This is a genomic window from Ignavibacteriota bacterium, from assembly GCA_013285405.1.
Classification (GTDB): Bacteria; Bacteroidota; Ignavibacteria; order Ignavibacteriales; family Ignavibacteriaceae; genus IGN2.
Genome location: CP053446.1, coordinates 3511068 through 3537315, shown reverse-complemented (window position 1 = coordinate 3537315; position 26248 = coordinate 3511068). Strand labels below are relative to the sequence as shown.

The window sequence follows — 26248 nt, the reverse complement described above, 5'->3', positions numbered from 1 at the left end:
AAAGAAAAATTCTGGATAACTTTCTAACTCAAACATCTCACAATTTATTAAATGCTCTATATATTAATAAAAAAATATTTATCTCACAATAAAAAAATCACACTCAAAAATTAATAATTCCTTCATTGGAAAGCAGCCGTTTAACTGAATGAGATAATTCCCGTCTTATCGAATGATTCCAAATAAAATAAAAAGATATCACAATGAATGTTAAAGGAAATACTGCATTTGCAAATATATCATGAATCAAATGGGTGAATAAAATATTTACTAAAATAATAGATATGAATGCAAAACTGTTTACAAGAAATAATTTTTTATTTTCTTTAATAATTATTTCATTAAAACTCAATTTGTGTTCAAGATTGAAATTGAAAAAAATTAATAAGCTGCCTATACTAAGTGCCAATGCCCATCCTATAATAGTACCTAAACTGCCAAACATTAAACCAAAAGTGTAACTAAATGCCAAATTTAAAATCAAGATAATAAAGTGCCCTAATACATTCCACCGCAGAGTACCTTTCCCAAGGTAAGCATGATAAGCTGGGACTGTTAAAATATTAATAAACCAGGCTATAATCAGAATAAAACCGAATGTATAAAATAAACGCTCAAATCTACCTATAAGAAAAAGTGAAATTATAGGGAGAATAATTAATAATATTGAAAATACAGGCATTGCAATGAATAGTATATAGTTTAATGATTTGGAATAAATCATCTTAATATTTTCAATATTCTTCTCAACGTGAGTTGCATAAACTGGGATAAGTACCTGAAAAACAGAAACAATCAATTCTCTTACCTTCAATACAAAACGATTTGCTATTTCATAATAACCGACCGCAGTCAGGCCTCCGAATTTTGTTAATAAGGTTTTTGTAACTGGTTCAAAAAGCAATTGAAGTATCGTAACTAATTGTAGATTTGCACTGTAACCGATTATTTCAAAAAAAGTATTTTTGCTCCATCTGTAGGGTATTATTGGTAAAAAAGAAAAAACTCTTTTTAATAAATACCAGCTTAATGCCAATGTAAATATTGATTGGGCAATCTGGGCATAAACAACGCCTAACAGATCGAACATAGGTACGAAGATTATAATTAATGATAAAAATAAAATTGATGAACTGATTAATAATATATTCCTAATATAAATTTTTTGTATTCCGTCCAATGCTGATAATGCAATACTAGCTTGTAAAATAATTCCAATATTAATTAAACTATAAGGTAAGAGTTTCGTTGCAAGAGGCATCAGGTTTTCCGGAACAATAGCTTTCAATAAAATATTTGCAAGAATATAGACTAATCCTAATAAAAATAATGATACAATTAAGATTGTGATCAGAGCAGTTTGGATAATAGAAGATATTTTATCATGGTCATCATAAACTAAATACTTTGCAATGTATTTAACTATAGTTGATGATAAACCAAGATTCCCTATGTTAAGTATTGACGCTGAAGCAACAATAAGTGACCAAACACCCAGCTTCTCCATACCGAGCCTTGCAATTAAATATTTATAGGAGACAAAAATTATTATTGATGTTATGATTGCTTGAATTAAAGAAGAAATTGCGTTGATATGAATTTTAGACTTCAATAAGGCTCTTACAATTTAGATTGATTGGCAACAATAATAAACTAATTACTAATTCGGAATGAATAATATGTTGCTATACCTTTCAATATTTTTCTTGATATAGGGCATTATATTAAAAGACTTTTTGTCAAGTTCAAAGCTCTGATAATCGAAGCTTTCTACCAGTTCTATCAATTCTTTGGATTTTTTAGTTCCGCTTATCGAATAGTCACCGACTTCAAGAATTATTATCGGGTGATCTTTATTGATTACATTTATTAATCCACTCAATACTTGAAACTCAGCAGATTCAGCATCAATTTTAATAGCACTAATTTTACTTTTACTAAAATTTTCCTTGATGAAATCATCAACTATAACTGCATTTACTATTATCTTTTTACCCTCAAAATATTTATCTCCTCTATTCTCAAAAAATGAATTAAACGCTGAATTTATTATCCCAAAATCATTGAATTCCATTTCTGTATTTGAATTAGAGGCAGCCAAATTATAAATTCTAATATTATCATTCTTGGAATTAGAGACGTTCTTTGATAATTGATTGAATGTTGAAATTGTTGGTTCAAATGCCAATACTTGTCCTTTTGGTCCAACAATATCTGCAGCAAGTAATGTATAAAACCCAAAATGTGCACCGATATCAATAAATGTGTCTCCTTTATTTAAATAGTTTAGTAGATAAATCGTTACATCACTCTCCACAAAGCCGTTTCGCCATATACTTACTGAAACACTCTCGGGTAGAATTATATTTATATCACGGTTCCAAAATGTTTTTACTTTGAATTCAGAAGTTTTTTTGAGGAACTCCAAAGATTTATAATATACAATTTTATGAAAATTATAAATCCAACCTTTTAATCTATTTGTATTATTTCTGTTGGATGTAAGTATTATTTTTTTTATGAGATTTGCTTTTTGATTGTTATCCATAATCATTTTATAGATTTTCCCGAATGAATAAAATATCACTAAAAACTAGTCTACCCTCATCATTGAAATTTTGTTCCATCGCACCAGCATACTTGAAGCCAGCTTTGTTAAACAGTTCATATATTCCATTGAAACTTGCCTGATTATTGTACAGCTTGGTAAAATTTATTTCAAGCAGACATGCACTTATCATATTCAATGTTTTTTGTGCACCCTTTAATACTTCTAGTTCAAAACCTTGAACATCTAGTTTAAGTAATATGTTTTTATGTTTTTCATTTAAAATATTTCCGAAGTATTTATCTATCGTTGTTATTTTAACTTCTATGTTTGTCTGATCACTTGTTTCTGGATATAATACAACGCAATCTTCCGTGGTACTTAATACACTTGATGATGCGGTGTGTTTATGCTGATAAAAGTTTGTCTTTCCCTCCATATTTCCTAATGCACTATTCACTATTACAATTTTGTTCTTAAATTTTTTTGAATTTTTTTTTAATTCATTAATTTCTTTAGTTAATGGTTCAAAGCAGAAGAATTGTGCCACCGGAAAACGTTTTACATAATCGCCTAAAAATTGACCACGATTAGCTCCTACATCTATTATCGTGTTGATATTTAAACTTTTTAGACCTAAAATTTTGGTAGTTGGGAGTTTTTGCTTATTAATTATTTCGTAACCACTCTTTACTAATAAATTATTAACTATTTTTCTGAACATCTGTACTTCTTGTTTCCGAGTAAATTAATTACATTGTTTAAAAACGGGATAGTACATACATAGCCCACACTCTCGACCAATGTATTTTATTTTTCTGAAATTCATTATTCAAATTTAATAAGGATTGAGGATTAAAATAATTTTTCATTTTACTGCTGTTTAAAGAATCATTAATCGAATCCTTCATTTTTCCTTTCTTGATCCAATCAGCAAATGGAAATGTAAAGCCCTGTTTTGGTCTGTGAACTATTTCGGCTGGAAGATCACTGACTGCATCAACTAACATTTTTTTTGGAAATGATTTATCGAATCCATTATCAAGATAGGGAAGTACATTTGCATAAAGTAAATGATCAACAAACGGAACTCTTAATTCAAGTGAGTGTGTCATACTGAATGCATCGGAATCGCGCAGGAGTTGGTTACGCATATAATTGCAAGACTCGAGATAGGAAATATATTGCAATGGTGAGAGAGATTGCTTCGCTTCGCTCGCAATGACAATTTGGGAGAAGTAGTCTTTGGTCATTGGGTCATTGGTAAATTGGGCATTAGTCATTGGTTGTAAAGCATTTTCCATCTGCCATTTTCCATTTGACGTTTGACCTTCGCTAAGCCACCTCAAAGCTCGTAATTCATTGTCAGTGCAGAGCCCTCTTATCATCCTGTATTCTGCATTTGGTGAATTTGGATTTTTGAAATACTCAATTGCTTTTGCCGGAATTTTTCCTTTTAAAACTGTTCCCGCAATTTTCATTAATGATCTGGAGAATGGCAATGATTTAATTCTCTGGTATTTGGGAATATTGATGAACGACGGATAACCGCCGAATAGTTCATCACCGCCAAGTCCTGAAAGAACAACCTTCAGTCCGAATGATGCAGCAGCTTTTGAAACAAAGTAAGTGTTAATGCCGTCAATTGTTGGTTGATCCATTGCTTCTATAATTTTTTCGAAGTCATTGATAAGTTCATCTTCCTGTAATCGGTACTCAAAATGATTTGTTTCATATTTCTTCGCTGCAAGATTTGAGTATTTTGATTCGTCGAGTTGATGTCCGGGAAATGTAACAGAGATTGTCTTTATTTTATCGTGCCCAGTTTGTCTCATCAAAGAAACAATTGCGGTTGAATCAATTCCACCTGAAAGAAATGCACCTACTTCAACATCAGAAACCATATGAGCTTTAATAGAATCGAGTAGTGAATTACGAATTATTTTTTTTGTTTCGTCATCGTAATTTAGATTGCTTCGTCGTCTTATAACTTGTGAAGTCAGGTTAACAAAATTATCAGGCGCCATACTTCGACTTCGCTCAGTATGACTGTCATTTGAAGTTAGTAAATCAAAGAATGACCAGTATTGTTTCTCCGTCACCCTGAGCGGAGTCGAAGGGTGATTCCTAACTTCTATATAATTTCCCGGAAGCAATGCTGTCGTTTCTTCATAAATAGTTAGCGGTGCAGGAACAGAGCCGGTTTTCAAAAATGCATCCATTCCTTCCATCGAAAGAGTTAATCCATTCTTGTATTTCTTAATTGCTTTTAACTCAGAAGAAAAAATAAATTCATTATCATTATGTAAATAGTAAAAAGGTTTTATTCCGAAACGATCCCTTGCAGTAAAAAGTTTTTTCTCTTTATCATCCCAGATAGCAAAAGCAAACATTCCGCGAAGCCTTTTCAAACAATCAGATCCCTCCATCGCATATAACTTAAGAATTACCGCTGTATCGCTATTTGTCCTAAATTGATTCTGGCTTACAGCTAACTGCTTACTGCTTATAGGTTCACGCAACTCCTCGTAGTTAAATATTTCTCCATTGAATACTATCGTAAACCTTCCATCTTCAGTTGTCATTGGCTGATGAGCAGAAGGGGAGAGATCGATGATTGAGAGACGGCGGTGAGCGAGAGCGACGCATGATTGTATGGATGTATGATTGTATGATGATAAATATAATCCGGAATCATCTGGTCCGCGATGAGCAAGAATATCCCTTGCAGATAAAACTTTTTCTTTATCTACATGCTGTCCGTTAAAATTAATTACACCAAATATTCCGCACATTTTTTTCTTAATTAACTGAAGATTTAAGGAGTATGGATCTATTTACCATTATTAGCATTGGATAAATAATAACTGGAATAAATAATTGTAATAATGGTGAACCGCCGCCAACCCATCCTTCAAAATTGCTTTGTATAATAAAAGCAAAAGTAAAACTAAGCAAGATTTGAATTGAAATATTTTCTCTAAATTTAAATAATTTATAAAACCATAAACTGAAGAAGTAAAAAACTAATATTAGTCCTATTAGACCAGTCTCTTCAATATAAGCTAATGCACTATTTCCCTTTTCTCTATAATAATTTGGTTGCCCCTTCATTAAATCTTCCGGCCCATAAACATAAATTCCTGGTGCAGACATCCCATACCCGATTCCCAAAACTCCTCCAATTTTTGCAGCTTCATATGAAGGTTCCCAAAGAATTGAGCGAGTTGCCAGAATGTCCCAGCCATGCTTTGATGCTACTTTGTAGATTGCTTGGTTAACTGGAGTAATTGTAAAATATAATATTGCCACTAATGTTAATAATCCTCCTATTCCAATAAGCAATTTAATCGCTTTTGCTATAAACAAATAGAAGATTACTCCGATAAATAATGAGAGTATGACCGAACGGGTATAAGTAATTCCAATAAGAAATAAGTTCAATGATAAAATGAGAAAAAAGAAATACTTTTGATTTGAAATTTTAGTTTTCGCAGTGGATTCCCCTTCAAAAATTATAGTGGATTTATTATCATTATTCAGATTTATTTTCTTGTCTTCAAGCAAGCCGAATACTCCCGGAAGAGTAAACATAAGTGCCATACCCATTACATTCTGATGTCCGAAAAATCCGGCAAAGCTCAAACCGTGTCCAATATCCCATGCATCATTTGGAATTCCCGTCAACCATGAAAATATAGACGTTAAAACAACTAGTAAATTTGCAGGTAAAAATAGCTTAAAGAAATTTCCGTCTTCATAATTAACCCATAGCAGTAACGCTGAAAATAATCCTGTAACGACAAAAACAAAGTTCACCCCTTTTAAAAAAGTGGTTAGAGGATTAAGTGACCAAAAAGCTGTCAGTGCCGTCCATACTGGGAAAAGAATAACGATACCGAACATCTGAATTGTTTTCTTATTCAACACTAATTTTTTCTGCCATAATTCTTTAACTATTATTAAAATGAAAAGCAGTAACGTTAACTGCGTTGCATAATACAGCCAGTACATTTCTCTGAACATTCTTAATACGGTCAAAGCCATAAAAATTGGTACGGAGTATTTTAGGAAATTGTCAAGTTTCAATGATTAATCTACTATTAAAATAAATTCGATAAAGATCTACTTTCATGGTGACAACATTAAATCCGAAAGAACCGAACAAAATTATCAGGGAAGCAGTATAATAAATCTGGTTAAATTGATTATAAGTTTTAGCATCAAAAAAATAAGCAAACAAGAGCAGCATTACTTTTGTTGAAGCTATTGCAACCCCGAGAAAAAGTAATTTTTTAATATTTGGCAACTGGTTAAGCATAAATGAATAATACAGAAATCACCAGGTTAGTATCTTTCTTAAATGCGTTTAGGATACTAAACACATCACCCTCATTAATTAAATATCATTTGAAATCAAAATTCGTTGATCAATATTCGATATTCACAAACTGCGATGTTCTTTATCACATGAACTTACAATTGTAAAAATAATGAATTAAATTCTTAAGACGAATTAAAGAGAGCTTTTTAAAGCGATGATCCTACCTTAATCCTGAGATTTGCAAATATAGAGGTGAATCCAAAACTTCCGCTTTTTGTGTGGGTCATTATTATGCTCGGTCCTATTGATATAGTACTGAATGCCCAGTAGTCAAATATTTTCTGTACCAGAATGTCAAGTACGTATTGCGGTTGCCGAACATGGCTGCTGACCATTGCATCAAATCGCAAATCAAAAACGCTCCCTGCAAGTGAGAGCTCTCGCCCGGTATATCCGATATGCCATTCATCTATAAACTGAGCAACATAAAACTTTCCACGGGTTGCACCAAGAAATTTTACAGGATATCTCATTTCCCAATTGAGATACGATCCGGTTAATAGGTATGGCTGATATTTAATAGTTCCATCAGGATTATAAACTATGTTATCCTTGTTTACTGTTTGCTGAGTGTATTTGAGAATCTGAGTTTCTGTGAAATCATCTGAAACACCGAGATATCCAATTTCAAAAAAATTACCGAATGGGATAACATAGCTGAACTGATAGCCGTTTGTTACGAATAAATTATTGTGATTTTCTGAACCTTTTAATTCAACGAATGCATCAACTGCTGTAAAGAGCCCACCTCTGAATCCGAGTATGTGAAAATTTGCTTCAGTAAAATTGGTTTCAAGGGCACCTGAGTATGGCGTACCGAATCCTATTGACAAACCGATATCTTTCTTGATTGGAATTCCGAATCTCTCTCCGCCCTGGAATTGCAGATAAGGATTTATATATCCGAGCGACGGCGAGATCTGAAATACCGAAGGAGGAATGAGTATTTTTTCAAATCTTAATTTATTAATTACTCTTGTATAAACGCTTCCATAATTTATTGTTTCTTCAAGGTTCAGTTTGAAAGGATATGTTATTATTCTTGCACGCAGTTCCGGACTCAATGCAAGAAATGGATAAAGAGCACCTTTAATTGATACAGTTTGATTGTTAGCATCGCGTACGTCAACAACTATTTCTGCTTTTGGATCTGGCGGATCAATAAACAAAGCTTCCTGTATCTGAATAAAAAGACTGTCATCCAGCGGTTCCATCTGAAAATAATTCACAGGTTCTTCATCCTCCTGGGGAAGTGCTGTAAACGAAAATATTAATGCAGCCGTAAATGCTAAAATAAGATAGTAATATGTTCTCATCCTTAATTCTATATTTTATTCGGGTTAATGAAAATGAACGATAATTATACCAGAAAGTATTTTAATCGTTCTAATCTAATATGAAAAAAGCAGTCAGCTACCAATATAATAGTTATCTAAACACGGTCAATTTTACCGTTAGAATCAATTAATCGGTAAATAGCAGATTTAATTTTGCGGGGCAAATATATTGAAATGCAAATTTAATTTTCAGTCATGAATCCAGTTGACAAAAAAAAATTTCTTTCCGCTTTAAAATTTGATTGAGTCGATTTATTCTATAAATTTATTAAAACAAATAAAAATAATTGTGATGCGAATTACCCTTACCATTTTTTTCTTATTGATTGTTTTCTCATACAGTACCTTTTCTCAACAGGATGACTATCAACTTGGGTTAGACCCGAATTACAGAGTTCAAAATCAAGGTGCATATTATGATTACTCTAATCCGGATGGATTGAATATTAAAGTTTCAGTGTGGGGATATGTTAAATATCCCGGCAGATACGTTATTCCTCAATTCAGCGATATGAAGGATTTGATTTCTTATGCAGGAGGAATATCCGATGATTCTTATCTTGATGATCTTCGTATTTATAAAGTTTTAAAAGATTCCACACAACAGATGCTGAAGTTTGATTATGAAGATCTCTGGTGGAATGAGGATCTTAATCCGAATTTAAACATTTACAGGATGGAAGCCGGCGATGTTCTTGTAGTTCCGGGACGACCAAGATTATATTGGGAAAATTATCTGACGTTGGGGCTTTCCATTGTGGGCGTTCTACTTTCATTAACAACTCTAATCATAACAGCAAATAATTAATATGGCAGAAGATCAGCAGGAAGATTACGGCGTTCATCAAACAAATACTTTTAAAGATTATATACGATTAATCAGGGCAAACTGGGTTCCGGTTGTACTTATTACGCTTGTCGGGCTGATAGTTGCTTCTATTTATGCAATTAATGCGATTGATATTTACAAATCTACTGCAACAATAAAAATATCAAGACCACAAGGTGGAAGCGTCTTAACTTCACCACTTCTGCCGGAGTTCCAGGAATGGGGGAATGATCGTTTCATTGCTAACGAAATTGAAATCATGACTTCTTATACTGCCAGAAGAATGGTCGCTGTTACTTTAATTGATAGTTTCTACAGGGACCTCAATAAATCTCATTACTTTGTGTTGAAGGATACTAAACTGACTGAGAACGAATCGGATAACAATGTTAAATCCGTTGATGATCTTGCAATTGCATTAAGTGATGTTTCAATTGATCAGAAAAGAGGATTAGATATTATTGAACTCAGCGCAGTTTCTCCCTCACCTTACGAAGCAGCATTAATCGCAAACGTATATGCACAGCAATATAAAAAATTGAATCTTGAGCAGAACAGAGATCAGTTGACGCTTGTAACAAACTTTCTTGATGAACAACGTAAAGAAAAGTATGATGAATTGAATGCCGCTGAAGAAACATTAAGAGATTTTCAGGAAAGCGGAGGTCTTATTGCTCTGGATGAAAGAGCTTCTACATTGATAAGCGTGCTTGCACAATTCGAAGCTCAGAAAAGCGCTACGCAGGTTGATCTGATGGCATCAAATAAAGTTTTGGAAAATTTGCGAAAAGAACTTCAGGCACAGAATCCCAGGATGGCTGATTATCTCACAAGCTTAACTTCTCAGAAATATATTACAGCAATTCAGGAAGAAATTACTAAGCTTGAAATAAATAAACAGGTCGCACTTTCAAAAAAGGATGGTTTAACTGAAGATTCACCTGTTATTCTGGAGTACGATAGAAAAATAAATGAGCTGAGAAAAGAACTTGATAAAGAACTTGGTGTATTGAAAGCTGGTATTTTTGCCAGCAGTCCTGAAGAAGTTAAAGAACTCACACAAAAAATAATCGCAGAAGAAGTTAAGAATCAATCCCTTCAGACGTCAATAAAAGAACTTGATAAAATAGTTGAAGGTTATGAAGCAAGATTCATGAAGCTTCCAAAAAATACTATTGAGCTTGCAAGATTGAAAAGAAATTCTGAAGCACTTGAGAAACTTTACCTGATGATTGAACAAAGATACCAGGAAGCATTAATCAATGAACAATCTCAGCCAGGTAATGTACTTATCATTGATGAAGCGAGAGTTGCACAATTTCCATCTAAACCAAACCGTAAGCTTATTATAATAATCGGATTTTTGCTCGGTGCCGGACTTGCAGTGGGATATGTTTTTGTGAAAAATTATTTTGATGATACCGTTAAGTCTCCGGATGATATTGAACACAGAAACATAAATGTACTGGCATGGATACCTCATTTTGATAGCAGTATTGCAGGAGATCAAACTGTACAATTTATTGTTGACAAACTTCCTGACTCAATTCCTAGTGAAGCATTCAGAGCATTGAGAACCAGAATACAATTTTCCCGAATAAACACAGAATCATTAAAAACAATTTTAATTACTTCTTCAGCGCCTCAGGAAGGAAAGACAACAATTGCTGTAAACCTTGCAGGAAGTTTCGCTCATTCAAAGAAAAAAGTGCTTTTGATTGATTGTGATCTGAGAAAACCATCTGTGCATAAATTATTTGAAAAAGAAAAAGTGCCCGGATTGATTGATTATCTTGTTGGCAGCGTAAAACTCGAAGAAGTTTTGATGAAATCCAAAATTCAGAATCTTAGTTTTATTTCGTCTGGTACGATTCCACCGAATCCTGCCGAGATGCTTGATTCGCAGGAGATGAGAAATTTCCTGAAACAGTTAAGAGAAAAATTTGATCTCATTATACTTGACTCACCACCGATTATTGCAGTTACTGACAGTGAAATACTCACAAGTATGGTTGATGGTACTCTTCTGGTAGTTTCATCTGAAAGTACTGAAATAGATATGATGGAACGTTCAGTTGAACTCATCAGACGCGAGAACACTCAATTCCTTGGAACAGTATTGAATAACTTCAGCTATAAATCGGGATATGGATCTTATTATAAGTATTACTACTATTATTCCCGACCGGAAACAAAATCATAGAACATATATAATGATTTAGCTCTTATACTTCATTCCTGGAGTCATCGCTTCACCTGGTTGGATTGTCCATTTCCCTTTTGTTACGCATTTCAATTAACGGTATCACCATTAATTTATCGTAAAAAAGTTTAAGCTCTATCCAATAATTTCTCATTGATATTACAGCTTCTTTTCTACATCAAATTGATGTGAAATGCTTCACATCAGTTCATTAAATAAAACAAAAGTGGAATAAAAGTGTTAATTTTGTACAACAAAATAAATGTTGTATTGATTGTGCTCATTATTTTTATTCATCTCAAAAACACAAATCTTTTAAGCAATTCTTTACTTAATCAGATAGTATTTTATCAACCAATTTTAGATTACAGGAGAGTTTTATGGAAGGTCTTTTCGTAGGACTTGCATCAATAACATGGCAGCAGCTTGTTATGATTGCAGTCGGATCAATTTTAATTTATCTGGCAATCGCCAAAGAGTATGAACCAACTTTATTATTACCGATAGGATTCGGAGCGATATTAGTTAATATTCCTTTCTCAGCAGCAATTACTCAGGTTACAAACGGTGAAGAGGTCGAAGGCGCCCTGACCACTTTTTTTAATTTTGGAATTTTAACTGAAATTTTTCCATTGCTGATTTTTATTGCGATCGGTGCAATGATAGATTTCTCACCGTTGTTTAAAAATCCAAAACTATTAATGTTCGGTGCGGCTGCGCAGTTTGGTATCTTTTTTACTATGGCAGCAGCAACTTTGTTTGGATTTAGTTTAAAGCAAGCAGCTTCAATTGGTATCATTGGTGCTGCAGATGGACCAACATCAATTTATGTGGCTACCAGATTTGCAAAAGATCTGCTAGGTCCGATTTCTGTTGCGGCTTATTCTTATATGGCTTTGGTACCGATAATTCAACCACCGGTAATTAAGCTTTTAACAACTAAGCATGAAAGAAGAATAAGAATGGAAAGTCATGCTCACAGTGTGTCAAAAGTTGCACTGGTTCTCTTCCCGATTATTGTTACAGTTGTTGCGGGATTAGTTGCACCAACTTCAGTTGCACTTATTGGGTTTTTGATGTTTGGTAATCTTGTTCGAGAATGTGGTGTTTTGAATAAACTGTCGCTTGCAGCTCAAAATGAATTAGCATCGATAGTAACATTATTGCTGGGAATTACAATTGCAGCAACAATGACAGCAGACAGATTCCTCCAGCCTTCAACACTTATCATAATCGGATTAGGACTTGTAGCATTTATTTTTGATACTGCAGGTGGTGTTTTATTTGCCAAATTTCTGAATCTATTTATGAAGAAGAAAATCAATCCGATGATTGGTGCTGCAGGTATTTCTGCATTCCCGATGTCTGCAAGAGTAATTCATAATCTTGGTCAGGAAGAGGACCAATTTAATTTTCTTTTGATGCATGCTGTCAGTGCAAATGTAAGCGGTCAAATCGGGTCTGTTATTGCAGGCGGTTTAATTTTATCATTAGTTATTTAAGCAGGAAGGAGTATGGATATGTTTTCACCTGAAATATTAAGTAATTTCTGGACATCAATCGAAGTGATGATTAAAGGTATGGGCGGAATATTTGTATTTATGTTTGTTTTCTTCATGATAATTCAATTGATAGATAAAGTATTTCCCAAGAAAGCAGAGAATGAAAGTAATAATAAATAGCCGATTGATAATGAATAATTGATTGCAAATTATTTATTATTAATAGTTATCAGATACTTAAACTTATTCGCAAAAAAAATCCCGACCTTTTGATCGGGATTTTTTAATTACTGTTAATTGAGATCTACTTGAGTATCTCTTCCTTAATTTCTTTTGGAGGGTGCTCATGGAAAGCATGATGATCAGTTTCTTCTTCTTCTTTAATGATTACAGATGCAAGTATCGATGTAACGAGTGTTGCAAGTATAACAATTAAAGAAGTTTGCACGCTAATAACTATCCATCCTGATATAAGCATTTTAACACCAATAAAAAGCAGGATGAAAGATATCCCAAATTTCAGATAGCGGAATAAATTCAGAATTCCTGCAAGCGCAAAGAATAATGAACGCAAACCAAGTATTGCGAAAAGGTTTGATGTTATTGCGATGAACGAGTCCTGTGTTATTGCGAGAACTGCTGGGATTGAATCAACCGCAAAAACTAAATCAGTAGATTCAAGCAAAACAACAGTTATAAAAGCTACAGTAGCATAAAGCTGTCCGTTTTCTTTTATAAAAAAATGATCACTACCAACATCAGTTTTAATCTTGAAAAGTTTTTTTGCGATTTTTACAAATAAATTGTGGTCAGGGTGTATCTCTTCTTCTTTTGATGCGAACATTTTTATAGCTGTAAACACAAGAACAGCACCGAGCAGGTAGATCATAAAATGGAAAGCTTTAATCAACTCTACGCCAGCGACGATAAATAAAATTCTCAGCACAACTGCACCAATAATACCCCATTTCAGAATTCTTGGTTGATTTTTCTCTTTTATTCCCATCATCGTAAAAATCAAAATGAAAACAAAAAGATTATCAACCGATAACGAATACTCAATCAGGTAGCCGGTGATGAATTCAAATGCTCTGGTTTTGCCTTCAGGATAATACAAGTAAATAGCGCTGCTGAAAAGTAAAGCAGTGGTTATCCATACTGCCGTCCAGGTTAGAGCAGTTCTGACTTTTATTTTTCCTTTTCGATGATCTGTTACATACATATCGATTGTGAAAACAAGAATAAACAGACATATAAATACTATCCATAATATCGTATGTATATCCATCGTTAGCCTCCAATCTCAATTAAAACATCACCTTCAAGCACTGAATCTCTGGGTTTAACTTTAATAGCTGAAATTTTTCCTTCCTTATCTGAATTTACATTGTTTTCCATTTTCATCGCTTCGAGAATCAGGAGCTTATCTCCAATTTTAACTACATCACCTTCTTTAACATTAATACTAAGAATAATTCCGGGAAGCGGTGATTTAATAAGCCCGGCTCCTTTTGGTGAAGCAGGTGAGCTTGTCTTTACTAATTTTGAATCGCTTTCTGTTGATGGCGATACTACGCTGCGCATCAGTTTCGGTGTTTTAGTCTGAGATATTTTTTTGTCAAGTTCTACCTCATATACTTCTCCGTTCACTTCAACTTCAGCAATGTTATCTTCAACATTGATGATTGATACGTCGTAATTTTTATTTTTTATTTTTAATTTGAATTTTTTCATTACTGTATTTATCTCCTCGGTATTTGTCTTAATCCATAGATCTTGGAGCTCCATGGAGAGTATGGTCTGACTACTTTTTGGATTGTGAGAATCATTTCTTCATAGTCGTGAATATCCTGCTGATAAAGATGCAATGCATAACTGATTGCAGCAGCAATTTCAGCCAGTGCATCATTCTCGTGTTTATCAATTTCTACTTTATTTGTAGCAATGATTTCTGAGTTTTGTTTTTTCTTAAAGATGTTTAACATTTTTTGCTCCTTACAACGGAATATTAGAATGTTTTTTAGGAGGATTCGCATCTTTTTTTGTTGCTAATGATTGAAGCGCTCTGATGATTCTGAATCTTGTATTTCTTGGTTCAATCACATCATCTATATATCCATATTTTGCTGCAACATAAGGTGTTGTGAACTTCTTTTTATACTCCTCTTCTTTTTTCTGAAGAAATTTCATTCGCTCTTCAAGATCCTGAATATCTTTGTATTCTTTGCTGTAAAGTATTTCAATTGCGCCTTTAGCACCCATAACCGCAATTTCAGCTCCTGGCCATGCATAATTAATATCACCGCGTAAATGTTTTGAACTCATTACATCGTACGCACCTCCGTACGCTTTTCGAATGATGATTGTTATTTTAGGCACTGTAGCTTCTCCATAAGCGAACAATAGTTTAGCACCATGAATTATTATTCCACCATATTCTTGAGCCGTACCTGGTAAAAATCCCGGAACATCAACAAAGGTTAACAATGGAATGTTGAATGCATCGCAGAATCTGACAAACCGGGCTGCTTTTCTTGAAGCATTGATATCTAAAACTCCAGCCAGATAGTTAGGTTGATTTGCGACCACACCAACTGACATACCGTTGAACCTTGAAAATCCGGTAATGATATTTGGTGCGAAGTTTCTTCCTACTTCAAAAAATTCTTTATTGTCGGACACTGAATGGATGATATCTCTCATCTCGTACGGTTTATTTGGATTTTCTGGTACAAGTTCATTCAGCTCATCTTCAAGTCGGTCAATTGGATCATCGCAGGGAACTATGGGTGGATCTTCAAGATTATTCTGCGGCAGATAACTCAGAAGTTTTCTGATCAACAAAATTCCTTCTTCTTCCGAGTCAGCAATGAAATGAGTAACGCCGGATTTTGTTCCATGAACAAACGCACCACCAAGCTGTTCTTCATCAACAACTTCTCCTGTTACAGTTTTCACAACTTTGGGACCTGTTACAAACATATAACTTGTTTCTTTGGACATTAAAATAAAATCTGTTAGGGCAGGGGAGTAAACCGCACCACCTGCACAAGGACCGAATACAGCAGATATCTGAGGAACAACACCGGAAGCTAAAATGTTTCTTTGAAATATATCTGCATACCCACCGAGACTTTTTACGCCTTCCTGTATTCTTGCGCCTCCGCTGTCATTAATACCAATGATAGGTGCTCCGACTTTCAATGCTTTATCCATTATTTTACAGATCTTCTGTGCATACATTTCAGAAAGAGAACCACCAAACACAGTAAAGTCCTGCGAAAAAACGTACACAAGTCTGCCGTCAATTGTTCCGTAACCGGTAACCACACCATCTGAAAGATAAGTTTCTTTGTCCAATCCAAAATCAATACTTCTGTGTGAAACGAACATATCAAATTCTTCAAAACTTCCTTCATCAAGAAGAAGATCTAACCGTTCGCGTGCAGTTAGCTTACCTTTTTTATGTTGTGAATCAATTCTCTTTTCACCTCCGCCAAGCCTGGCCTTGTCGCGAAGTGACATAAGTTCCTGTATTTTATCTTGTATAGCCATTTGTCGTCTTTCTATGATTTAAAATATTTTTTAATTTTTTAGAAAAGTAAATAGTCACATTGGTTTTTCGCATAACTCAGTAAGTACTCCAAATGTTGATTTCGGATGAATGAATGCAATGCTCAATCCTTCAGCACCTTTTCGTGGTTTTTCATCAATTAACTTTATTCCTTTTGCTTTTAACTGAATAATTGATTCTTCAAGTCCTTTAGCAGCAAAAGCAATATGATGAATTCCTTCACCTCGTTTTTCAATAAACTTTCCTATTGGTCCATCGGGGTCAGTTGATTCGAGAAGTTCGATCTTTGTCTGCCCGATTTGAAAAAATGCTGTTTTAACTTTTTGATCGGCTACTTCCTCAATCGCATAGCATTTCAATCCGAATATTTCTTCGTAAAATTTTATGGATTCATCCAGATTCTTTACAGCAATTCCGAGATGTTCAATATGTGTTAAGTTCATTTTAAACCTTCATTATTCATTCTTAATTATACACTATAAATTAAATAACAACGTGTTCCTTGTATTCACCAAATACTTTACGCATCGTATTGCAAATCTCACCGATGCTCGCGTAAACTTTAACAGCATCCAGGATGAAGGGCATTAAATTGTCGGTTCCTTCCGCAGTTTTTTTGAGTGCTTCAAGTTTTTGTATAACCAACTCATTATTTCTTTCTGATCGGATTTTTTTCAGGAACTTTATCTGTTCTTCCTGAACCTTCATATCAATCTTTAATAAATCCTTATGTTCAGTCTCTTTAATCTGAAACTTGTTAACTCCTACAATTATTCTTTCCTGGTTTTCAATTTCCATCTCATACTTGTAAGCAGATTTTTGAATTTCTGTTTGAACAAAACCCGCATCGATAGCTTCAGCCATTCCACCCATTGAATCAATTTTATCAATATAATCTTTTGCTTCTTTCTCTATTAAGTCAGTCATCGCTTCTATAAAATATGAACCCGCTAACGGATCAACAGTATTTGTTACGCCACTTTCCTCAGCAACAACTTGTTGAGTTCGCAACGCAGTTCTTACTGAATCTTCGGTTGGGAGAGCGAGTGCTTCATCGCGTGAATTTGTGTGAAGACTTTGAGTTCCACCAAGTACTGCAGCCAGAGTTTGTATTGTAACGCGAACAATGTTATTGTCCACTTGCTGGGCAGTTAACGTTGAACCGGCTGTCTGAGTATGAAATCTTAACATCATTGATCGTGGATTCTTTGCTTTAAATCTTTCTTTCATAATTTTTGCCCACAACCTTCTGGCTGCACGAAACTTTGCAACTTCTTCCAAAAGATCATTGTGTGAATTAAAAAAGAATGAGATACGCTGACCAAAAGTATCGACATCTAAACCAGCTTTTATTGCAGCATCTACATAAGCAATTCCATCTGCTAAAGTAAAACCAACTTCTTGTGCTGCTGTTGATCCAGCTTCACGGATATGATATCCGCTGATAGAAATTGTATTCCATTTCGGAACTTCCTTCGAACAATATTCAAAAATATTTGTAATCAGTCTCATCGAGGGTTTTGGCGGATAGATGTAGGTACCTCTCGCAATATATTCTTTCAGGATATCATTCTGAATAGTTCCGCTGATTTTATCCCGTGATACACCTTGTTTCTCAGCAACTGCAATATACATTGCAAGTAAAACTGAAGCGGGTGCATTTATAGTCATTGAAGTTGATACTTTGTCAAGCGGAATTTTATCGAAAAGAATTTCCATATCTGCCAAAGTATCAATAGCAACACCCACTTTTCCGACTTCACCAAAAGCAATCGGATCATCACTATCGTAACCAATTTGAGTTGGCAGATCAAATGCTACGGATAATCCTGATTGTCCTTGCTCGAGTAAATATCTGTAGCGTTCATTCGATTCTTTTGCAGTTCCGAAACCGGCATATTGTCGCATTGTCCAGTACTTGCCGCGATACATTGTTGGTTGTATTCCTCTTGTGAAAGGATATTGACCCGGATATCCTAATTTCTCTTCATAATTTCCATTAGCATCGTCAGGTGTGAACAATTCTTTGACAGAGGAGAAGGAGGCTGTTGTAAAATCTTTTTTTCGTTCAGGATTTTTTAGTATGAAATTATTATAAGTGCTTTTCAGCCATTCACTATAGTTTTTCACCAAGACTATCTCCTTTCAGATTTAGATTCGAATTCGTTTCCAAAATATCTTTGGTTAGCAAATTTATTGGCAGTATTTGAGTTTGGCAAATATGAACTTGAGCAAAGCAGATGCCATCAGAATTGAACAAAAATATTAGTCCTATCTTACTTAAAGTAGAGATGTGAATAATTCAAAATTCATTAAAGAGAAATCGAATCGACTCATTCTTAAAAATGAAAATGAATAAGTTATTAACAATAAAGTAACTCGAACCAATATCTTAACCTATGGTTTAGAAGATATTTATTAGTCCAATGGTCATAATCTTTTTTTTGCAAAATGAGACGTCATTAATTATTTTTACAGGCTCAAAATCAAATATTTATTCTTGTGAACCGGTTTTGCTGGAATAGCAGAATACGGCATCATAAACTTCGCGGTGATTTTCCGGAATAGTAATTTAATTTTAATAGTTAATATTCTGGATATTTAATTTATTGCCGGGGTGGCGGAATTGGTAGACGCACAGGACTTAAAATCCTGTGGGAACTTGTTCCCGTGCCGGTTCGAGTCCGGCCCTCGGTACTTTTAGTAATGTAGAATTAAGAATGTAAAATTTATAATTATACATTTTTAATTATGAGTCGTTAATTATCCCGGGCTCTTAGCTCAGTTGGTTAGAGCGTCTGCTTGACGTGCAGAAGGTCAAAGGTTCGACTCCTTTAGAGCCCACAGATTTAAAAAGGTCAAAGGTTCTGCCGAAGGCATTCCTATGGAAGAATCCTTTAGAGCCCACACACCTTCCGGTAATAATATTTTGTGTTTTGTAAATGTTCCGGTAGGTTTTTTTATGAAAGTTTATGGACAATATTAAAATAAAATTTCCAGACGGTAAAGAAAAAGAATTCGAGAAAGGAATTACTCCTTATCAAATTGCACAATCAATCTCTGATAGATTGGCTGAAGAAGTACTCGCAGCAAAAGTGAATGGGTCAATAATCGATATGCAAAGACCTATTCAAAAGGACAGTGATATTCAGTTTCTCAGGTTTGATGATGAAGAAGGTAAACATGTTTACTGGCACTCTTCTTCTCACTTAATGGCTCATGCAATAAAATCACTTTATCCTGAAGCAAAGTTTGGTGTCGGTCCTGCAATTGAAAATGGTTTCTATTATGATTTCGATATAAATAAAAAACTTGATGAAGACGATCTTCAGAAAATTGAAAAGCAGATGGAATTAATTGCAAAAGAAGATCATAGATTCGAGAGAACTGAACTGTCGAAAGCAAACGCTGTCCAATTCTTTAAGAAACAGGATGATCAATACAAGCTTGAAATACTTAGTGAACTCGACGAGCAAAGTGAAGTAATTAGCATTTACAATGAAGGTGATTTTACGGATTTATGCACCGGTCCACATCTTCCATCGGCAGGAAAAATTAAATATGTAAAGCTTTTAAGCGTATCAGGTTCTTATTGGCGCGGTGATGAACATAATAAGCAGATGCAGAGAATTTACGGAATATCTTTTCCTAAAAAGAAAATGCTCGATGATTACATTCACTTTCTTGAAGAAGCAAAACGTCGCGACCATCGGAAATTAGGAAAGCAGTTAGACTTGTTTAGCATTCACGAAGAAGCTGGCGCAGGTTTAATTTATTGGCATCCAAAAGGCGCGAGAATAAGATTAGAAATTGAAAACTATTGGCGTGAAGCCCATTTGCAAAATGGATATGAATTGCTTTATTCACCTCATATGGGTAAAAGCTGGCTTTGGGAAACCAGCGGTCATCTTGGATTTTATAAAGACAGTATGTATTCAGGAATGAAAATCGATGAACAGGATTATTACATTAAACCGATGAACTGTCCATTCCACATAATGATTTACAAATCTCAATTACGATCTTACAGGGATTTGCCATTGAGGTGGGCAGAACTTGGAACTGTTTATCGATACGAAAAGAGCGGCGTATTACACGGTTTGCTGAGAGTTCGCGGATTCACTCAGGATGATGCGCATATTTTTTGTACACACGAACAGGTTGAGGAAGAGATCAGAAGAACATTAAACTTTGCAAGAATGATACTTGGAACTTTTGGTTTTACTGAAATGAACTTTTACCTGGCAACTAAACCCGAAGAATCAGTTGGTAAAGTTGAACTTTGGGATAAAGCAACTGACTCGCTTAGAAATGCACTAACTGCTGAAAATCTAAAATATCAGGTTGATGAAGGTGGAGGCGCATTTTACGGACCAAAGATCGATATCAAAATTAAAGATGCACTTGGCAGAGAATGGCAATTGAGTACAATTCAATTTGATTTCAATATGTCCGAAAGATTCGAGATTAAGTATATTGGTGAAGATGGAAAAGAGCATAGACCATTTATGGTTCACCGTGCATTGCTGGGTTCGATTGAAAGATTCTTTGGAATTCTGATCGAACATTTTGCTGGAGATTTTCCATTATGGCTGGCTCCGGTTCAGGCAGTTGTTATTCCAGTTTCACAACACTTTATTGAGTATTCACGTAAAGTAAATGATCAATTAATTGAAGCCGGCTTGAGAACTCAACTTGATGAAAGAAATGAAAAAATCGGATACAAAATAAGAGATTGGGAAACTCAGAAATTGCCTTACATGATCATCATTGGTGAAAAGGAACAAACAGCATCGAATATTTCTGTCCGGCAGCATAAAAAAGGTGATCTTGGGGCATTTAATTTATCCGATTTTATTGATAAACTTGTTAACGAAATTAAAAATAAAGAGTACACAACAATTTAGAGAGGTCATACATCGCTCAAGTAGAAAGTATCCGCGTAAATGAAGAAATCCAGGCTCCAAAAGTTAGAGTAATTGATATGGAGGGAAAACAGCTTGGAGTATTTTTAATAAAAGATGCCAGAAGATTGGCGAACGAACGCGGGAGGGATCTTGTGGAAATTGCACCACAAGCAAAACCACCTGTCTGCAAAATTATAGATTTTGGAAAATTTAGATACGAGCAGCAGAAAAAAGAAAAAATCCAAAAGAAGAATCAACAGGTTTCAGTACTTAAAGAAATAAGATTCCACCCAAATACTGATGTGCACGATTTTGATTTCAAAACAAGGCACGCTGTAAATTTTTTGGAAGATGGAAATAAAGTTAAAGCTACTGTTGTGTTTAAAGGAAGAGAAATGGCTTATATTGAACAAGGAGAGGTTCTTCTGAAAAGATTTTTGGAACGAGTTCAGGATGTAGCAAAAGTTGAAGTGGAACCCAAAATGGAAGGAAGAAATATGAGTCTTATTGTAGTTCCTAATTCAAAAAAAGGTAAGAAAAAACAATCATAAATCAGGATTAAGTTATGCCAAAGATGAAGAGTAACCGGGGTGCTTCCAAAACTTTCAGGAAAACCGCTTCGGGAAAATTTAAAAGAAAAAAGGCTTATAAGAGTCACATTCTAACCTCAAAATCTACCAAGACGAAAAGACAATTGAGGAAAGCTACATTGATCTCTAAAGCTGATCAGAAAAAAGTAAGTTTAATGCTTCAATAATGATAAAGGAATAGTAAAATGCCAAAAGCAAAGAATAACGTTGCTTCAAGAAAAAGAAGAAGAAAAGTACTAAAACAAGCCAAAGGTTACTGGGGCAATCGTGGTAATGTTTGGACGGTAGCTAAAAATGCTGTCGAGAAAGGCTTAGTGCATGCATATAGAGATAGAAAATCAAAAAAGAGAATTTACAGACAGTTATGGATCGCCAGGATTAATGCTGCTGTAAGACCGCATGGACTGAGCTATTCTAAATTCATAAATGCTCTCGATACTAAGGGTGTTGTTATCAATAGAAAGGTGCTTGCTAATATGGCTGTTGATAATCCCGATGCTTTCTCTGAACTTGTTAAGTTTGCAGCTAATTAATTTCATCCCTCAAAGAAAGATTATTATTTCTTTGGGGGTATTTTTTAAAACCTTCAGTAATTCCCTTTATGCAGATTTCTGATATAGAAAGAATCGAACAAGAATTTAGTGATGATATTCATAAAGTATCTACAGAAACTGAACTTGAGCAAATACGAATTAAATATCTGAGTCGCAATGGAATTATTACAAAGCTGTTTGATGATCTGAAAACACTTTCCGGAGAAGAGAAACCTGTTTTCGGTAAACTGCTTAATAATCTTAGAAATAATGCTAATCAATTATTCAGTGATCAGAAATCAATTTTTGAATCAAAAAGTATCTCTGGATCTGCAAACCTTGATTTAACTTTACCCGGCAAAACAATAAAACTTGGAAGCCGGCACATACTCACACAAACGCTTTCTGAGATCAAATCAATTTTTAAAGGACTCGGTTTTTCTGTTTATGACGGTCCAGAACTCGAATCTGACTATTACAACTTTGAAGCATTAAATTTTCCACCTGATCACCCTGCAAGAGATATGCAGGATACATTTTTTGTCTCCGATAAATTTTTACTTCGCACACACACTACTCCGGTGCAGATCAGGATTATGGAAAAAGAAAGTCCTCCTATCAGAGCAATAATGCCTGGACGAGTTTACAGGAATGAAGCAGTAAGTTCGCGAAGTTATTGCATGTTTCACCAGGTTGATGGTATTTATGTTGATACTGATGTTTCTTTTGCGGAATTGAAGGGAACTCTGGTTTCTTTTGCGGAACAATTTTACGGTGATGGTTTGAAATACAGATTCAGACCAAGCTTCTTCCCATTTACTGAACCGAGTGCTGAAATGGATATTACTTGTTATATCTGTAAAGGCAGTGGATGCAGAGTTTGTAAAAATACTGGCTGGCTCGAAATTCTCGGCTGCGGAATGGTGGACCCGAATGTTTTTAAATATGTTAATTATGATTCAGAAAAATATAGTGGCTATGCATTTGGAATGGGAATAGAAAGAATAGCGATGCTCAAATACGGAATCACAGATATAAGAATATTCTTTGAAAATGATTTGCGTTTTCTCAAACAGTTTTAAACGGAATTTTTCTTGAAAATCTCACTTAACTGGATAAAAGAATACGTTAACCTCGATGGAATCTCAACTGATGAGATCGTTAATCAATTAACAATGTCCGGACTTGAAGTCGAAGACTTTGAAGATCAGAATAAAAAATATTCGGGAATTATTGTCGGACTTGTTAAGGATACAAGCAAGCATCCCGATGCCGATAGACTTACAATTTGTACTCTCTTTGATGGTAATAATGAATTGCAAGTTGTTTGTGGTGCATCAAATGTTGCAGCGGGGCAGAACGTAGCATTCGCACCAATTGGAACCAATATTCCAAAAGGGAATGTGGAGATTAAAAAAGTTAAAATCCGTGGTGTCGAATCTTTCGGGATGATCTGTGCTGAAGATGAATTAGAATTAAGCGATGATCATTCTGGAATTTTAGTCCTTGACAAGAATCTATCTGCAGGACTACCATTTAGTGATGCACTTGGATTAAACGATGTAATACTTGAAGTAGCAGTAACTCCAAATCGACCAGATGCACTTTCACATATCGGAGTCGCAAGAGATCTGGCTGCAATATTCAATCGTGATCTCAGAATTCCTAAATTAGATTTCAGTGAATCGCAAAATGATATTAGGCAATTTGCAAGCGTTGAGATAGAAGATAAAATAAATTGTCCGCGATATTCTGCTAAAGTTGTGATTGGCTTGACTATTCGGGAATCCCCAGACTGGCTCAAAAATAAATTAAAGAAAATCGGACTCAGACCGATTAATAATGTTGTTGATGTAACAAACTTTATTCTTCACGAATTGGGACAGCCATTACATGCATTCGATCTTAATAATTTAAATGATAAAAAGATTGTTATCCGCAGCTTGACTAATGAATTTAAATTCACCACTCTCGATTCAAAAGAAAGATTATTAACTGCCGGAACTATGATGATTTGTGATGGAAAACGTGAAGTTGCTATTGCTGGTGTCATGGGCGGAGCAAATTCGGAAGTTACAGAATCTACAAAGAATATATTGATTGAATCAGCTTATTTTAATCCGACTTCAATTCGGAGAACTTCTAAAAAATTACAGCTATCAACTGACTCGTCTTACAGATTTGAGAGAGGAATCGATCCATCAAATACTTTATATGCTGCCCAAAGAGCCGCACAATTAATTACTTCAATAGCTGGTGGTGAAATTGCAAAAGGTGCGATTGATGAATATCCAACCAAGATTCGGCAAAAGGAAATTACTCTTCGTCTGAATCGAATGAATAAGTTACTTGGTTATGAGGTTCCAAAATCTGAAGTGATGAGAATCTTTCAAAAATTAGGCATCAATTTACTCAAAGATCTCGGTGAAGCTGTTGAAGTGATTATTCCGACTTATCGACCTGATATTGAAAGAGAAATAGATTTAATTGAAGAAGTGGCAAGGATAGCTGGTTACAATAAAATCCCTGTAATTGAAAAAGTTAGTATTACACTGCATAAAAGAAAAGATGATTTTGAACTTGAAGAGAAAGTTAGAGAAACTATGGTTGCACTCGGTTTTAACGAAATGGTTAATAATCCGCTTATCTCTGAACCCAAAACTAAAATAGCAGGTAATCCAGTACAAATTGCAAATCCACAGAGTCAGGATATGGCATTCTTGAGGACGTCATTGCTCGTTGCAGCACTATCGGCTGTATCCGAAAATATAAAAAAAGGTGAGAAAGATATAGCAGTATTTGAAATCGGAAATACATTTGGAAAATTGACAGACAACCTTAATTCATTTAAGGATTTTGCTGAAAACAAGAAATTATTACTTATTCTTTCAGGTAAAAAGACAACCAGGAAATGGTATTCAGAGGAAATTGAATACGATATTTTTGATTTAAAGGGTATGGTAAATTCATTTTTATCCAAAATTCCGCTTGACTATGTTTTAAATGATTCTTATAATTCCATACAGAATAAGATTTACGATTTTCAATTTGCCATAAACTTTAAGGATCTGCAGTTTGGTGCTGGTGGTAAATTGACACAAATCATTCTTAAAATGTTTGATATAAATCAGCCAGTGTATGCATTTGAATGTGATCTCGAAGTATTCAGGAAATTCAAATCTTCTCAGAAGTCATTCATTGAATTACTGAAATACCCAAAAGTACATAGGGATTTTGCTTTTTTATTTGATAATTCGATAAATTATTCCATAGTAAAGGAATTTATTTTAAAAGAAAGCAGAAGCATTCTTAAATCTGTTGAACTTTTTGATCTTTATGAAAGTAAAGATATTGGTAATAATAAAAAAAGTATGGCATTCAATTTAGAGTACTATGATTATAATAAAACATTAACTGATGAAGAAGTTGACCAGGATTTTCAGAATTTAATAAATAAAGTGACAAAACAATTTAACGCAATACTGAGAGGTAAATAATTGGTTGACCTGGCGAAATATGAAACTTTAATCGGTGATTTAGGAAAATTAGAATCTCAGGTGGAGATTCTGAAAAATAAATACAGTGATACTATCGGCAGAAATAAAGAACTGGAAATTTCATTGAATGAAATACAGCAGGATAAAAACCTTCTTCATCAAAAAATTTCTGAATTGGAATCAGAATTGGAAGACACAAAATTTAAATCGGAGGAAAAATCAAAATTAAATTTAGAAGAACGGGAAGAAATCAAAAGTAAAATAAAAGAATTAATAAACAGAATAGATAAACATTTATCTTCAGATTAAAAGGTATATCTTTCTGAAGAAAAACTAATTAATAT

The 26248-nt window shown here is 34.4% G+C and carries 21 protein-coding genes, 2 tRNA genes and 2 pseudogenes; 13 read left to right on the top strand and 12 right to left on the bottom strand.

Annotated elements, in window-relative coordinates; genetic code table 11:
- Nucleotides 1-103 precede the first annotated feature (103 nt).
- The 6 genes and pseudogenes from HND39_15615 to HND39_15590 all read right to left on the bottom strand — a co-directional run bounded on the left by HND39_15615 (nucleotide 104) and on the right by HND39_15590 (nucleotide 8176).
- Entirely contained in the window at nucleotides 104-1612 is a 1509-nt protein-coding gene (locus HND39_15615; GenBank protein QKJ97586.1) for an oligosaccharide flippase family protein, read from the bottom strand.
- Between the two features lie 48 nt (nucleotides 1613-1660).
- Nucleotides 1661-2548 (bottom strand): FkbM family methyltransferase, encoded by an 888-nt coding sequence (locus HND39_15610; protein ID QKJ97585.1) that lies wholly within the window; start codon nucleotides 2546-2548, stop codon nucleotides 1661-1663.
- A gap of 7 nt (nucleotides 2549-2555) precedes the next feature.
- On the bottom strand, nucleotides 2556-3272 hold the full coding sequence (locus HND39_15605) for an FkbM family methyltransferase (GenBank protein QKJ97584.1): 717 nt from the start codon (nucleotides 3270-3272) through the stop codon (nucleotides 2556-2558).
- Between the two features lie 37 nt (nucleotides 3273-3309).
- Entirely contained in the window at nucleotides 3310-5343 is a 2034-nt protein-coding gene (asnB, locus tag HND39_15600) for an asparagine synthase (glutamine-hydrolyzing) (GenBank protein ID QKJ97583.1), read from the bottom strand.
- Between the two features lie 7 nt (nucleotides 5344-5350).
- Complete coding sequence (locus tag HND39_15595; protein ID QKJ97582.1) at nucleotides 5351-6637, bottom strand: hypothetical protein; 1287 nt, start codon at nucleotides 6635-6637, stop codon at nucleotides 5351-5353.
- A gap of 441 nt (nucleotides 6638-7078) precedes the next feature.
- A pseudogene (locus HND39_15590) lies at nucleotides 7079-8176 on the bottom strand (hypothetical protein).
- Between the two features lie 382 nt (nucleotides 8177-8558).
- Here HND39_15590 and HND39_15585 point away from each other — a divergent pair.
- The 4 genes from HND39_15585 (at nucleotide 8559) to HND39_15570 (ending at nucleotide 12983) form a co-directional block, all read left to right on the top strand.
- Complete coding sequence (locus HND39_15585; protein ID QKJ97581.1) at nucleotides 8559-9077, top strand: hypothetical protein; 519 nt, start codon at nucleotides 8559-8561, stop codon at nucleotides 9075-9077.
- 1 nt (nucleotide 9078) lies between these two features.
- Nucleotides 9079-11301 carry a polysaccharide biosynthesis tyrosine autokinase gene (locus HND39_15580; protein ID QKJ97580.1) on the top strand — a complete coding sequence of 741 codons (2223 nt, stop codon included), beginning with the start codon at nucleotides 9079-9081 and terminating at the stop codon, nucleotides 11299-11301.
- Between the two features lie 380 nt (nucleotides 11302-11681).
- Nucleotides 11682-12803 (top strand): sodium ion-translocating decarboxylase subunit beta, encoded by a 1122-nt coding sequence (locus HND39_15575; protein QKJ97579.1) that lies wholly within the window; start codon nucleotides 11682-11684, stop codon nucleotides 12801-12803.
- Nucleotides 12804-12815: 12 nt separating this feature from the next.
- Entirely contained in the window at nucleotides 12816-12983 is a 168-nt protein-coding gene (locus HND39_15570; protein QKJ94783.1) for a hypothetical protein, read from the top strand.
- A 124-nt stretch (nucleotides 12984-13107) separates the two neighbouring features.
- Here HND39_15570 and HND39_15565 read toward each other — a convergent pair whose 3' ends face one another.
- The 6 genes and pseudogenes from HND39_15565 to HND39_15540 all read right to left on the bottom strand — a co-directional run bounded on the left by HND39_15565 (nucleotide 13108) and on the right by HND39_15540 (nucleotide 18516).
- On the bottom strand, nucleotides 13108-14091 hold the full coding sequence (locus tag HND39_15565; GenBank protein QKJ97578.1) for a TerC/Alx family metal homeostasis membrane protein: 984 nt from the start codon (nucleotides 14089-14091) through the stop codon (nucleotides 13108-13110).
- Nucleotides 14092-14093: 2 nt separating this feature from the next.
- The gene (locus tag HND39_15560; GenBank protein ID QKJ97577.1) at nucleotides 14094-14537 is read right to left on the bottom strand and encodes a biotin/lipoyl-binding protein; all 444 of its coding nucleotides are present in this window, start codon (nucleotides 14535-14537) and stop codon (nucleotides 14094-14096) included.
- Nucleotides 14538-14545: 8 nt separating this feature from the next.
- A pseudogene (locus HND39_15555) lies at nucleotides 14546-14689 on the bottom strand (lamin tail domain-containing protein).
- Between the two features lie 109 nt (nucleotides 14690-14798).
- On the bottom strand, nucleotides 14799-16358 hold the full coding sequence (locus tag HND39_15550) for an acyl-CoA carboxylase subunit beta (protein ID QKJ97576.1): 1560 nt from the start codon (nucleotides 16356-16358) through the stop codon (nucleotides 14799-14801).
- 54 nt (nucleotides 16359-16412) lie between these two features.
- Complete coding sequence (mce, locus tag HND39_15545; GenBank protein QKJ97575.1) at nucleotides 16413-16820, bottom strand: methylmalonyl-CoA epimerase; 408 nt, start codon at nucleotides 16818-16820, stop codon at nucleotides 16413-16415.
- Between the two features lie 40 nt (nucleotides 16821-16860).
- Nucleotides 16861-18516, bottom strand: a complete 1656-nt coding sequence (locus tag HND39_15540; protein QKJ98039.1) for a methylmalonyl-CoA mutase family protein — start codon at nucleotides 18514-18516, stop codon at nucleotides 16861-16863.
- Between the two features lie 472 nt (nucleotides 18517-18988).
- On the opposite strand from HND39_15540, the gene HND39_15535 reads away from it, so the two are divergent.
- The 9 genes from HND39_15535 (at nucleotide 18989) to HND39_15495 (ending at nucleotide 26213) form a co-directional block, all read left to right on the top strand.
- A tRNA-Leu gene (locus tag HND39_15535) sits at nucleotides 18989-19074 on the top strand.
- 73 nt (nucleotides 19075-19147) lie between these two features.
- Nucleotides 19148-19221, top strand: a tRNA-Val gene (locus tag HND39_15530).
- 128 nt (nucleotides 19222-19349) lie between these two features.
- A complete protein-coding gene (gene thrS / locus HND39_15525; protein ID QKJ97574.1) occupies nucleotides 19350-21284 on the top strand; it encodes a threonine--tRNA ligase in 1935 nt (644 codons plus the stop codon).
- 29 nt (nucleotides 21285-21313) lie between these two features.
- A complete protein-coding gene (locus HND39_15520; GenBank protein QKJ98038.1) occupies nucleotides 21314-21835 on the top strand; it encodes a translation initiation factor IF-3 in 522 nt (173 codons plus the stop codon).
- 14 nt (nucleotides 21836-21849) lie between these two features.
- Nucleotides 21850-22041, top strand: coding sequence for a 50S ribosomal protein L35 (rpmI, locus tag HND39_15515; protein QKJ97573.1), 192 nt, complete (start codon nucleotides 21850-21852; stop codon nucleotides 22039-22041).
- 18 nt (nucleotides 22042-22059) lie between these two features.
- A complete protein-coding gene (rplT, locus tag HND39_15510; protein ID QKJ97572.1) occupies nucleotides 22060-22407 on the top strand; it encodes a 50S ribosomal protein L20 in 348 nt (115 codons plus the stop codon).
- Between the two features lie 68 nt (nucleotides 22408-22475).
- Complete coding sequence (pheS, locus tag HND39_15505; protein QKJ97571.1) at nucleotides 22476-23489, top strand: phenylalanine--tRNA ligase subunit alpha; 1014 nt, start codon at nucleotides 22476-22478, stop codon at nucleotides 23487-23489.
- Nucleotides 23490-23501: 12 nt separating this feature from the next.
- Nucleotides 23502-25904, top strand: a complete 2403-nt coding sequence (locus tag HND39_15500) for a phenylalanine--tRNA ligase subunit beta (protein QKJ97570.1) — start codon at nucleotides 23502-23504, stop codon at nucleotides 25902-25904.
- Complete coding sequence (locus tag HND39_15495) at nucleotides 25905-26213, top strand: hypothetical protein (protein ID QKJ97569.1); 309 nt, start codon at nucleotides 25905-25907, stop codon at nucleotides 26211-26213.
- The last annotated feature ends 35 nt before the right edge of the window (nucleotides 26214-26248 follow it).

What these genes read in the sequence shown, in the direction of transcription:
- HND39_15610 (QKJ97585.1), bottom strand. Translation starts at nt 2,548, where the DNA reads ATGGATAACAATCAAAAAGCAAATCTCATAAAAAAAATAATACTTACA.
- HND39_15605 (QKJ97584.1), bottom strand. Translation starts at nt 3,272, where the DNA reads ATGTTCAGAAAAATAGTTAATAATTTATTAGTAAAGAGTGGTTACGAA.
- asnB (QKJ97583.1), bottom strand. Translation starts at nt 5,343, where the DNA reads ATGTGCGGAATATTTGGTGTAATTAATTTTAACGGACAGCATGTAGAT.
- HND39_15580 (QKJ97580.1), top strand. Translation starts at nt 9,079, where the DNA reads ATGGCAGAAGATCAGCAGGAAGATTACGGCGTTCATCAAACAAATACT.
- HND39_15575 (QKJ97579.1), top strand. Translation starts at nt 11,682, where the DNA reads ATGGAAGGTCTTTTCGTAGGACTTGCATCAATAACATGGCAGCAGCTT.
- HND39_15570 (QKJ94783.1), top strand. Translation starts at nt 12,816, where the DNA reads ATGGATATGTTTTCACCTGAAATATTAAGTAATTTCTGGACATCAATC.
- HND39_15565 (QKJ97578.1), bottom strand. Translation starts at nt 14,091, where the DNA reads ATGGATATACATACGATATTATGGATAGTATTTATATGTCTGTTTATT.
- HND39_15560 (QKJ97577.1), bottom strand. Translation starts at nt 14,537, where the DNA reads ATGAAAAAATTCAAATTAAAAATAAAAAATAAAAATTACGACGTATCA.
- HND39_15550 (QKJ97576.1), bottom strand. Translation starts at nt 16,358, where the DNA reads ATGGCTATACAAGATAAAATACAGGAACTTATGTCACTTCGCGACAAG.
- mce (QKJ97575.1), bottom strand. Translation starts at nt 16,820, where the DNA reads ATGAACTTAACACATATTGAACATCTCGGAATTGCTGTAAAGAATCTG.
- thrS (QKJ97574.1), top strand. Translation starts at nt 19,350, where the DNA reads ATGGACAATATTAAAATAAAATTTCCAGACGGTAAAGAAAAAGAATTC.
- rpmI (QKJ97573.1), top strand. Translation starts at nt 21,850, where the DNA reads ATGCCAAAGATGAAGAGTAACCGGGGTGCTTCCAAAACTTTCAGGAAA.
- rplT (QKJ97572.1), top strand. Translation starts at nt 22,060, where the DNA reads ATGCCAAAAGCAAAGAATAACGTTGCTTCAAGAAAAAGAAGAAGAAAA.
- pheS (QKJ97571.1), top strand. Translation starts at nt 22,476, where the DNA reads ATGCAGATTTCTGATATAGAAAGAATCGAACAAGAATTTAGTGATGAT.